Origin of the sequence: Streptacidiphilus carbonis (assembly GCF_000787775.1) — a bacterium.
In the GTDB taxonomy this organism is placed as follows: Bacteria; Actinomycetota; Actinomycetes; order Streptomycetales; family Streptomycetaceae; genus Streptacidiphilus; species Streptacidiphilus carbonis.
Genome location: NZ_BBPM01000021.1, coordinates 120,187 through 130,194, shown reverse-complemented (window position 1 = coordinate 130,194; position 10,008 = coordinate 120,187). Strand labels below are relative to the sequence as shown.

At 73.6% G+C, this 10,008-nt stretch carries 8 protein-coding genes and 1 pseudogene; 6 read left to right on the top strand and 3 right to left on the bottom strand.

Annotated features, from left to right (window positions below; all coding sequences use genetic code 11):
* Positions 1 to 165 precede the first annotated feature (165 nt).
* Together TR46_RS18790 and TR46_RS18785 are read left to right on the top strand one after the other, a co-directional pair.
* A complete protein-coding gene (locus tag TR46_RS18790; RefSeq protein ID WP_042402373.1) occupies positions 166 to 1,839 on the top strand; it encodes an ATP-binding protein in 1,674 nt (557 codons plus the stop codon).
* The gene (locus tag TR46_RS18785; protein WP_042402369.1) at positions 1,836 to 2,519 is read left to right on the top strand and encodes a response regulator; all 684 of its coding nucleotides are present in this window, start codon (positions 1,836 to 1,838) and stop codon (positions 2,517 to 2,519) included. The genes TR46_RS18790 and TR46_RS18785 overlap by 4 nt, the downstream gene beginning before the upstream one ends.
* A 5-nt stretch (positions 2,520 to 2,524) precedes the next feature.
* On the opposite strand, the gene TR46_RS18780 is transcribed toward TR46_RS18785, so the two are convergent.
* Positions 2,525 to 3,223, bottom strand: coding sequence for a response regulator transcription factor (locus TR46_RS18780; protein WP_169790655.1), 699 nt, complete (start codon positions 3,221 to 3,223; stop codon positions 2,525 to 2,527).
* Positions 3,220 to 4,566, bottom strand: a complete 1,347-nt coding sequence (locus tag TR46_RS18775; RefSeq protein ID WP_052432920.1) for a sensor histidine kinase — start codon at positions 4,564 to 4,566, stop codon at positions 3,220 to 3,222. The genes TR46_RS18780 and TR46_RS18775 overlap by 4 nt, the downstream gene beginning before the upstream one ends.
* A 278-nt stretch (positions 4,567 to 4,844) precedes the next feature.
* On the opposite strand from TR46_RS18775, the gene TR46_RS18770 reads away from it, so the two are divergent.
* Genes TR46_RS18770 through TR46_RS18760 form a run of 3 tightly spaced genes read left to right on the top strand, consistent with a single transcriptional unit; the run spans position 4,845 to position 7,755 of the window.
* The gene (locus TR46_RS18770; RefSeq protein WP_042402367.1) at positions 4,845 to 5,588 is read left to right on the top strand and encodes an ABC transporter ATP-binding protein; all 744 of its coding nucleotides are present in this window, start codon (positions 4,845 to 4,847) and stop codon (positions 5,586 to 5,588) included.
* Entirely contained in the window at positions 5,585 to 7,141 is a 1,557-nt protein-coding gene (locus TR46_RS18765) for a hypothetical protein (protein ID WP_042402363.1), read from the top strand. The genes TR46_RS18770 and TR46_RS18765 overlap by 4 nt, the downstream gene beginning before the upstream one ends.
* The gene (locus TR46_RS18760) at positions 7,138 to 7,755 is read left to right on the top strand and encodes a hypothetical protein (protein WP_042402360.1); all 618 of its coding nucleotides are present in this window, start codon (positions 7,138 to 7,140) and stop codon (positions 7,753 to 7,755) included. The genes TR46_RS18765 and TR46_RS18760 overlap by 4 nt, the downstream gene beginning before the upstream one ends.
* A 269-nt stretch (positions 7,756 to 8,024) precedes the next feature.
* Here the strand turns inward: TR46_RS18760 and TR46_RS39585 are convergent.
* A pseudogene (locus TR46_RS39585) lies at positions 8,025 to 8,144 on the bottom strand (helix-turn-helix domain-containing protein); the annotation flags it as partial.
* A 209-nt stretch (positions 8,145 to 8,353) separates the two neighbouring features.
* On the opposite strand from TR46_RS39585, the gene TR46_RS18755 reads away from it, so the two are divergent.
* Positions 8,354 to 9,967, top strand: a complete 1,614-nt coding sequence (locus tag TR46_RS18755; RefSeq protein WP_201776417.1) for a hypothetical protein — start codon at positions 8,354 to 8,356, stop codon at positions 9,965 to 9,967.
* Positions 9,968 to 10,008 lie beyond the last annotated feature (41 nt).

The following is a 10,008-nucleotide window of genomic DNA, read 5'->3' as shown; positions in this document are numbered from 1 at the left end:
CACTGCGGCTGCCGCCGGTTCCCGGGGTGCCCGGGGACCGGCGCAGCCGCGCCCGGCCTGCCCCTGACCACCCTGGGGGACTAGGCAAATCCTGTCTTACCAGTAACAATCGCTCCACGGGCACCGGCGCAACGGGCCGGCCCGGGAGTCAAGCGGTGAGAGACGATGTTCGCAAGGAGAGCACGGCAGAGCCAGCGGCGCAGGCTGTCCACCCGGATCCTGGCCAGCCAGGTGGCGATCCTGGCGGTCACCAGTGTGATCGGCTTCGTCCTCTTCGCCTGGGCGCAGCGGGCCCAGCTGGACCGCGAGTACGAACAGCGCGCGCTGTCCATCGCCGAGGTGGCCGCCTCTGATCCGCAGATCCTCCAGGGCATGGCGCACCCGGCCGACGGAGCCCTGGTGCAGACCGCGGCCGAGCGGATCGCGCGGGCCACCCACGCCTCGTACGTGGTGGTGATCGACCTCAACGGCACCCGGCACTCCCACCCCAATCCCGACCTCATCGGCCAGCGGGTCACCGAACCGATCATCGTGCTGGACGGGCGCGGGCACGTGGGCATCGACTCCGGCGTCACCGGGCGTTCCGCCAACGGGAAGGCACCGCTGCTCAGCCCCGCCGGCGGCGTCGTCGGCGAGGTCTCGGTCGGCATCCCCGAGCGCAACGTCGCCGGCCAGCTCTGGCGGGAGCTGCCCACCTTCGCGCTGTACGCCGGCATCGCCCTCGCGGTCGGCTGCGCCGCCTCCTACGGGCTGGCCCGGCGCCTCAAGCGGTCCACGTTCGGCCTGGAACTGGAGGAGATCGCCGGACTGCTGCAGGACCGGGAGGCGATGCTGCACGGGATCAGGGAAGGCGTGATCGCCCTGGACCCGCACGGCTGCATCACCGTGGTCAACGACGAGGCCCGGCGGCTGCTGCAGATCGACGAGGCGCTGGGGCTGAAACCGGAGGACGTCCTGCCGGAGGGACGGCTCCGCAACGCCCTGGACGGCACCCTCACCGGGACCGACATCACCGTGCTCACCGACCGGTACTGCCTGGTCGTCAACCGGATGCCGGTTGGGCTGCACGGCCGCGAGCTGGGAGCGGTGCTGACCGTGCGCGACCGCACCGAGATGGTCGGGCTGCTGCACGAGCTGGACTCGGTGCGCGGGCTCACCGACGCCCTGCGGGCCCAGCAGCACGAGTTCAGCAACCACCTGCACATCCTGGCCGGGCTGCTGGACCTGGGAGAGCACGAGGCGGCGTTCGAGTACGCGGTGGAGACGGCAGGAGCCGAGGCCGCCCTGACCGAGTCGGTGCGGCAGCAGGTCGGCAACCCGCTGATGGTCGGCCTGATCGTCGCCAAGGCCACGGTCGCGGCCGAGCGGGGGGTGAAGATCGCTCTCGCCGAGGGGTCGCAGCTCGGCGAGCAGCCGCCGCATCTGCGCGGACTGCTGACCATCGTCGGCAACCTCCTGGACAACGCCGTGGACGCCGCGGTGGCGGCGGACGCCGGGCCGGGAGAGGCACGGGTGAGCCTGGCGTTCCACGAGACGCCGTCCGCCGTCACCGTCCAGGTCGCCGACTCCGGTTCGGGGGTACGGCCGGAGGACGCCGAATCGATCTTCGAGGACGGCTGGTCGACCCGGCCGGACCGGGGAACCGCACGCCGCGGCCTCGGGCTGGCCCTGGTCAAGCGACTGGTCCAGCAGCACCGCGGAACGGTATCGGTGAGCAGCTGCCCGGGCGCGGTGTTCACCGTCACGCTTCCGCTGTCCGACGCCGACCCGACCCCCGCCCGGTGGACCGCCGAGGAGAACCCGTTCGAGCTCGCACCGCTGGGAGGCGATCGCTGGTGATCAGAGTCCTGGTGGTGGACGACGACTTCCGCGTCGGCGCCATCCATGCCCGCTATGTCGACCGCACCGACGGATTCGAGGTCGTCGGCCAGGCCTCCACGGTCGAGACGGCCGTCCAGGCCGCTCGCGAACTCCAGCCGGACCTGCTGCTGCTGGACATCTACCTGCCCGACGGAAGCGGCCTCGACGTGCTGCACCGCCTCAGCGGGGAGACCGGGGGCGCCCGGCCCGACGCCGTCGTGATCACCGGAGCACGCGACGTCGCCACCGTCCGGGCGGCGATGAAACTCGGCGCGGTGGGCTACCTGGTCAAGCCCTTCGGCTTCGCCGAGTTCACCGAGCGGCTGACCGCCTTCCGGGAACTGCACCACCGGGTGCACTCACTGGGGCCGGCCGCGGAGGCCGACCAGGCCCAGGTCGACGCGCTGTTCAGCATCGCCAGACCCAGCACGGCACCGCAGCCGCCGGCCAAGGGGCTCTCCGCCCCCACCCTGGCCCTGGTCTACGAGGCCGTGCGCGCGCGCGACCTGTCCGCCGCTGAGGTCGCCGAGGCGACCGGCGTCTCCCGCCCGACGGCGCAGCGGTACCTGTCCTACCTGGTCCGCGACGGCCGCGCCCGCCTGGAACTGCGCTACGGCGCCGCGGGCCGCCCCGAGCACCGGTACCGCGTGGTGGTCTGAGAACCTCACGGCCCCGTCCGCCCGCCGGGTGTCACCAGTCCGCTCTCGTAGGCGACCACGACGGCCTGGGCGCGGTCGCGCAGGGCGAGCTTGGCCAGGATCCGGCCCACGTAGGTCTTGGTGGTCTGCTGGGCGATCACGAGCGCTTCGCTGATCTCGGTGTTGGACAGGCCGCGGGCGATCAGACGCAGCACCTCGGTCTCCCGCTGGGTCAGCGCGGCGAGTTCCGGTGCGGGCGGCTGGTCCTGGCGCGGCTGCCGGGCGAAGTCGGCGATCAGGCGCCGGGTCACCGACGGAGCGAGCAGCGCCTCACCGTCGGCCACCACCCGGACCGCGTTCACCAGTTCGGCGGCGGTCGCATCCTTGAGCAGGAATCCGCTGGCCCCGGCGCGCAGCGCCGAGTAGACGTAGTCGTCGAGGTCGAAGGTGGTGAGGATCAGCACGCGCGGCCAGGCCTGCCCTGCCGTGCCGCGCAGGATCTCCCTGGTGGCGCGGAGCCCGTCCATGACCGGCATCCGCACGTCCATGAGCACGATGTCGGGCGACAGTCGCCGCGCCTGCGCCACCGCGTCGGCGCCGTCGGCGGCCAGGCCCACGACTTCGAGTTCGGGCTGCGCGTTCAGCACCGCGGCGAAGCCCTCGCGCACCATCGCCTGATCGTCGGCGATCAGGCAGCGCGTGCTCGCGGCAGCGGCGGCGCTCACGCGGTCCCACCGAGCGGAAGCACCACGGACACCACGAACCCGCCGGTAGGCGTCGGCCCGGCCGACAGCGACCCGCCGAGGAGCCCGACCCGTTCGCGCATCCCGGTCAGACCATGGCCGATCCCGCTCTCGGGCCGCGCCGGGGCAGCGCCGCTCCCGGGACCGTTGGCCACCCGCAGCCGGACGGCGCGGGCCTCGCGGCCCTCGCGGTCACTACGGTCATTGCGATCATCGCAGTCCACCGGCGGCGACACCGACACGGACACCGACACCGCGGCCCCCGGCGCATGCCGGCCCGCGTTGGACAGCGACTCCTGCACGATCCGGTACGCGCACACCCCGACCCCGTCGGGCACCCGGCCCAGCTCCTCGGGCACCGACAGCTCGACCCGCACACCCGCCCGCCGGGCCGCGTCGACCAGCGCGGGCAGGTCGTTCAGCCGGGGCTGGGGCGACAGGCCGGCCGAGGCCCGGTCCTGACGCAGCACGCCGAGCAGCCGACGCATCTCCGTCAGCGCCTCACGGGCCACCTCGCTCAGCGAACCGAACTCGGCGCGGGTCGCCTCCGGCAGTTCCCCCAGTCGGTAGGGCGCGGTCTCGGCCTGGACCGCGATGAGCGACAGGTGATGGGCCACCACGTCGTGCAGCTCCCTGGCGATCCGGGTGCGCTCCTCCAGTACGGCGCGCCGCGACCGCTCGGCGTCGGTGCGGACGGTCTGCGTGGCCAGAGCCTCCTGGGCGCGCAGCCGGGATCCCGCACCGTCCACCGCGATCGCGACTGCCGCGAACACGACGGTGGCAGCGACCGGGCCGTTCAGGTTCGCGAGGTCCCTGACCAGCCACACCCCCCACGGAACGAGGGTCAGCGCCCCCATCCACCACAGGACGGGACGCTGCTGCCGGACCCCCGCCAGGCAGAAGGCCCAGAGCAGCGCGAGCAGTTGCGGCACACCCCACGGCCAGCCGCCCCACCAGGCCGCCGGCAGCAGCGGCGCGAGCACCAGCGCGAGCCACCCGGCCCGCCAGGCCGCCATCGGATGCCTCGCCGCGAGAGGCAGCGGAAGCACCACGGCGAGGGCGAGCAGCACCTGCCACCCGTCGCCCGGCCGCTGGGCGCCGTGGGGCGCCGTCCGGTACACATGGGTCGCGTTGACCAGGCACAGCAGCAGCGTCGCGGCAGCCGTCACGACGTACTCCGCCCGGCCCTCCGTCCGCGAGCGCCGGGGGCCGGCCGGCTCAGGGCCGGTCAGCACCTGGACCAGGGCGTCCCGGACGGTCCCTGCCGTTACCTGAAGCCGCGTCAGGCCGACCGGCCGAGCGGCCGCCCGCTGCGGGCTCGCCACCTGCCGGTTCCGTGGGGGTTCGGGGGGTCGCCCCCCGGAGTACTGGAGCACCGTCCCAGCGTAGGCGGCCGAGGACCGCCCCGGCATCACCCCTGGACGGTCATACCCGGGTACTACTCACGGCGCGTCAGGGCCGGACTGCCCCCCTGGTAGCACCGCGGATCGTGCTCCCTGGTGTGACGACCCGGGCCCGGGCCGGCGCGCAGCCTTGACCCGTCCGCCGATCCGGAGCGGTCAGCTGCGGTCGGACGGGATCAGGATCAACAGGGAGGAGCGTGATGAACATCGAGATCGACGGACTGACCCGGTGCTTCGGCTCGGTCGAAGCGGTGGCCGGGGTGGACCTGAAGGCGGGCCCCGGCGTGTTCGGACTGCTGGGGCCGAACGGAGCGGGAAAGACCTCGCTGCTGCGGATGATGGCGACCGCCGTGCCGCCGTCGTCGGGGCGGCTGCGGCTGCTCGGCCGTGATCCGGGCGGGTACGGGCCGCGCCGCGAGATCAGGCGCAGGCTCGGCTACCTGCCGCAGAACCCGGGCCACTACCCGGGGTTCACCGTGGCGGAGTACGTCGAGTACGTCGCGCTGCTGAAGGAGGTGCCGCCGGCCCGGATCCGCGCCGCCGTCGCGACCGCGATCGAACGGGTCGAACTCGGCGACCGCAGGAAGTCCAGGATGCGCACCCTGTCCGGCGGCATGCTGCGCCGGGCCGGGATCGCCCAGGCGATCGTCAACGAGCCGGAGCTGCTGCTGCTCGACGAGCCGACCGCGGGCCTCGACCCGGAGCAGCGGGTGGCGTTCCGCACCCTGCTGCGCGACCTGGGACAGCGCGCGACCGTCGTGGTCAGCACCCACCTGGTCGAGGACGTCGCGGCCGCCTGCGCGCAGGTCGCCCTGATGGACCGGGGCAGGATCGTCTTCCACGGCACGCCGGACGGACTCGCCGCGCGCGGCGCCGGGCAGCACGCCGGGGACACCCCGATCGAGCGCGGGTACAGCGCCGTCCTCGCGCAGGCGCGGTCATGACCGCGGCGACGGCCGCCCCGGCCGCGGGCCGGACCCGGCCGACGGCGGGACGGGCGGGACAGGCGGCCCTGGCAGGCCTGCGGATGCTGCGGCTGGAGCTGCGCCACAACGCGATGGCCTGGCTGCTGCCGGTCGCCATCGGGCTGTTCTGGCTCACCACGTACCGCAGGGACATGGCCGGGCCGCCGCTGTGGAACCTGCGCGCGGCCGGGCTGCAGACCGGTTCCGTGCTCGACTTCGCCGTCCCGGTGACCGGCGCCGCGGCCTGGATGGCGTCCCGGGAGGCCCGGCACCGGGTCACCGACCAGGTGACGGTCACCGCCCGGCCGCGGTGGGTGCGGCTGCTCGCCGTCTGGGCCGCCACCACGGTCTGGGCCATGGCTGCCTACCTGGGCTGTCTCGCCGTCCTGTACGGGGTGACGGCGCATCAGGTGGGCTGGGGAGGCCCGCTGTGGTGGCCCGCCGCGGTGGCCGGGGCGAGCGTGCCCGCGTTCTCGGCCCTCGGCTTCGCGGTGGGGACCCTCCTGCCCAGCCGCTTCACCGCGCCGTCGGCGGCCATCGCCGCGTTCTTCCTCCTCGCGCTCAGCACCGATCTGATCAACGGCAGCCATTCCGCCTGGCAGATCGCACCGATCGTCACCGGGCCGTGGGACCAGGGCCCGGCGGGCGGCGTCGCGACCTTCTACCCGTTCGCCCCCGACCTGTCCATCGCGCAGGTGATGTTCCTCGCCGGGATCACCCTGGCACTGCTCGCTGCCCTGGCACTGCCCGCGGGGTCCGCCGGCCGGCGGGTGCGGGCGGCCGCGGCCGGCCTGGTCTGCACGGCCCTGCTGGCGGCCGGAGCCGCGGTCGGACTGGCCTCGACCGGGACCATGAACGCCCAGGGCGTGATCGACATCCCGGCCCTGCACAATGCCGCCGAGGACCGGCCGATCCGGTTCACCCCGGTGTGCAGCCACACGGCGATCCCGGTCTGCCTCAACCCCGCCTACTCCGGCTACCTCTCCGTCACGGCCGACGCCCTGGCGCCACTGCTCGACCAGCTGGCCGGCCTGCCGAGCGCGCCGACCCGGCTGCTCCAGGAGGCCGTGACGTTCCGGCAGGACTCCGGCAACGAGGTCGAGATCCGCCCGGCCGGGCCAGGGATCGGCGGTGCCGCCGGGTCGGCCTCCTTCGTCCTGCCCGTCCAGTTCCCAGGGCCTTCCCGGACGCCGGCACAGCTGGCGGGCCAACTGGTCGGGGCGTACGCCCCGGACCTCGTCGCCCGCGTGGTCGAGGACCGGGCCGGTGCGTCGCAGGCACAGAACGCGGTGGCCAGGGCGCTGCTGACGGCAGCCGGCCTGCACGATCCCGCGGACGCGTCCGCCGCCGGGAACGGCCCCCCGACCGGCGGCCCGGACGCCGGCCCGTGGCCGGTGGTGACGCCCGGGACCCCCGCCTACGCGGCGTCAGAACGCTTCGCCGCGCTGCCGGAAGCGGCACGGCACGCCTGGCTGGTGCGGAACCTGGCGGCGCTGCGGGCCGGTCGGATCACCCCGGAGCAGCTCCCGTGACCGGCCCCCGCCTGCTGCGGCTGTACGCCGCGGGCCGCCGGGTTCCCCTGGCCCTGTTGTCGACGGCGGTCTGCGCCACCGGGCTGCGGATCGCGCTCCTCAGGCACTGGGACGCCTACGGCGCCCTGCAGTTGCCGCTGATCTTCGAGGCCGCCGCCGCGGTGAGCGTCACCGCCACCGCGGCCAGCCCGTTCGGCGAGCCGGAGCGGGTGGCCGGCCGGCTGCTGCCGTACCTGCGAGCAGCCGTCACGGTGGCGCTGACCGCGGCGGCGGTCGGCCTGCTGACCGCCGCCGGCACCGGCGGACACCTGTCCGGCGGCACCCTGGACGTGCTGCGCAACGTCGCCGGGATCACCGGCATCGGACTGCTGTGCGCCGCCGTCCTCGGCGGCGGCCTGTCCTGGACCGGGCCGACCGGCTACCTGGTGGCGGCGGTGTACGCGCTCTACACGCAGTGGCACCCGCCGGTACTGGCCACCCCGTGGCTGTGGCCGGCCCGGCCCCCGCACGACCTGGGCGGCGCCCTGTGCGCCGGGCTGCTGTTCGGTTGCGGGCTGGCCGCCGTCACCGTGCGCGGAGCCCGTGACCGGATCGGCGATCCGGCCGCGGCCTGACTCCGGCTCACACCGTTCCGCCGCCCCGCCGCACTTGCACCAGCCGACCTGGGACGGACATCATTCGTCATTGCACAGCGTCCACATTGCTGTAGTCGAGGACTCCGAGGGCCCATCAGCAACAACACGCGCCCTGACCAGCCCGGTTGACGGCTGGTCAGGGTCGGCCATGTCCTCGTTCCCACTGCCGCCGCAGGATGGCGGAGCCGTCGGCGGCAGCCGCTGTTCACTCAGTCGTTAGGGCGCGTTTGTGTCAACTGTTAGATCCACTGCTTAACCTGCGTTGACCAGACCTTGCGCACGCAGCCGAACGTGCGCGACAGCTCCGCTGCCTGCTCATCCGTGGGATGGAAGCGGTACTTGAACGCCCGCTTCACCTGCTGCGCCATACCTCACATCCTACCGCCTTCCTTGTGACACTTGGGGGCTGGTTGACCGTCAGAACATCCGAGTGGACTCCGCCGCTGCGCGGCTCCGCGCTGAGGATTCGTTTCCTCCCCGGCCGAAGGCCGGGGTATCCATGCCAGGAGTCGAGATGAAACGCGCAACCAAGACCTCCGTTCCCGCACCCTTCAGCCCCCTCTCCAGGAGCGTTCCGATGCCCTCCCGCCTCACTCTGGCCATCGCCGCCGGCGGTGTCCTGTCCGGCCTTCTGCTGGCCCCCGGCACGACCGCGACGGCCGCGCCCGCATGGCACGGCGGATCCCCCGGCCACCACGGCGTCCTGCTCCCCGGCCATCTCGTGCTCTCCCGCACGGTCTACACCGCCGGCAAGGACTCGGTCGTCCCCGGCGTCACCCGGCTGCCGGCCGGCTGCACCACCGCCTGCGTCACCGCGGTCGCCGACGGCGGCTACCCCGAGGTCTTCAACAACGAGTCGGTCGACGCGAGCTTCGGCGTCTCCTCGCCGATCCTCCTCGACGCCCTCACCCAGTCCGGCCGCACCACCGGCACCCTGAACGTGCCGACCGGCCTCAACGGCGACCACCTGGTCACCAGCTTCCCGTCCAAGTCCGAGCTCGGCCTCAGCCTCTCCAGCAACGGCGGCGCGCTGACGTTCATGGGCTATGTCGCACCGGTGAACTCCCCCGACGTGTCGAACTCCAACACGCCCGGCGTCGTCGACCCGACCAACCCGGTCGGCACCTCGTACTACCGCGCGGTCGCGGAGCTGCGCTCCAACGGCTCCCTCGGCTTCACCGAGACCAACGCCTACAGCGGCAACAACGGCCGCGCCGCGTTCCTCGACGACGCCGACGGCCGGTTCTTCATGGCGGGCAACGCCGGCAACGGCGGCAACCCGCAGCCGGTCGGCGTGATCGCCGGCGCCGGGGCGCAGACGGCCACGCCGTCCAGGCTGCCGGAGAGCAGGCAGCAGGTGGGCCCCCCGACCCCGGTCGGCGGCTTCAGCGTCACCGAGCTGGGCGACAAGGCCGACAAGGTCGGCAAGGACACCAACTTCCGCGGCCTGACCGTCCACGACAACGTCGTCTACCTGACCAAGGGCAGCGGCGGCAACGGCGTCAACACCGTCTACTTCATCGACACCACCGGCCACGCCTGCCCGACCGGCGTCGGACTCCCGGTGCCCGGCGCGCCGCTGCCGACCCGGGCGCTCGCGTACGACCCCGCGACGCTGCAGTCCACCGGCCTGCCGCAGAACATGTGCGTCCTCAAGGGCTTCCCCACCGCGCTGAAGTCGACGACCTCCTTCCCGTTCGGCATGTGGTTCGCCGACAGCACCACGATGTACGTCGCGGACGAGGGCAACGGAAGCAACACCTACGACCCGGCCACCGGCCGCTACACCGACGCCGCCGCCCAGGCCGGCGCCGGCCTGCAGAAGTGGGTGCTCCGCGACGGCGCGTGGACCCTGGCCTACACGATCCAGCACGGGCTGGACCTCGGCTCGCCGTACACCGCCGCCGGCTACCCGACCGGCGACAACGCCGCCACCGGCCTGCCGTGGGCCCCGGCCACCGACGGCCTGCGCACCATCACCGGCAAGGTCGGTCCCGACGGCACGGTGACCGTCTGGGCCGTCACCTCCACGGTCTCCGGCGCGACCGACGAGGGCGCCGACCCCAACCGCCTGGTGCGCGTCACCGACCGCCTGCACGCGACCAGCGCGGCCGGCGACACCTTCCGGACCCTGCGCACGGCGCGCTCCGGCGAGGCCCTGCGCGGCATCGTCTACGTCCCGGGGAACTGACGCGATCACCTGAACGGAGGAGGGGCGGGTCCATCCGGACC

Bases quoted from the DNA above. Each gene is read 5' to 3' on its own strand.
- TR46_RS18770 (WP_042402367.1), top strand. From the start codon at position 4,845: ATGAACATCGAGATCGACGGACTGACCCGGTGCTTCGGCTCGGTCGAA.
- TR46_RS18765 (WP_042402363.1), top strand. From the start codon at position 5,585: ATGACCGCGGCGACGGCCGCCCCGGCCGCGGGCCGGACCCGGCCGACG.
- TR46_RS18790 (WP_042402373.1), top strand. From the start codon at position 166: ATGTTCGCAAGGAGAGCACGGCAGAGCCAGCGGCGCAGGCTGTCCACC.
- TR46_RS18755 (WP_201776417.1), top strand. From the start codon at position 8,354: ATGCCCTCCCGCCTCACTCTGGCCATCGCCGCCGGCGGTGTCCTGTCC.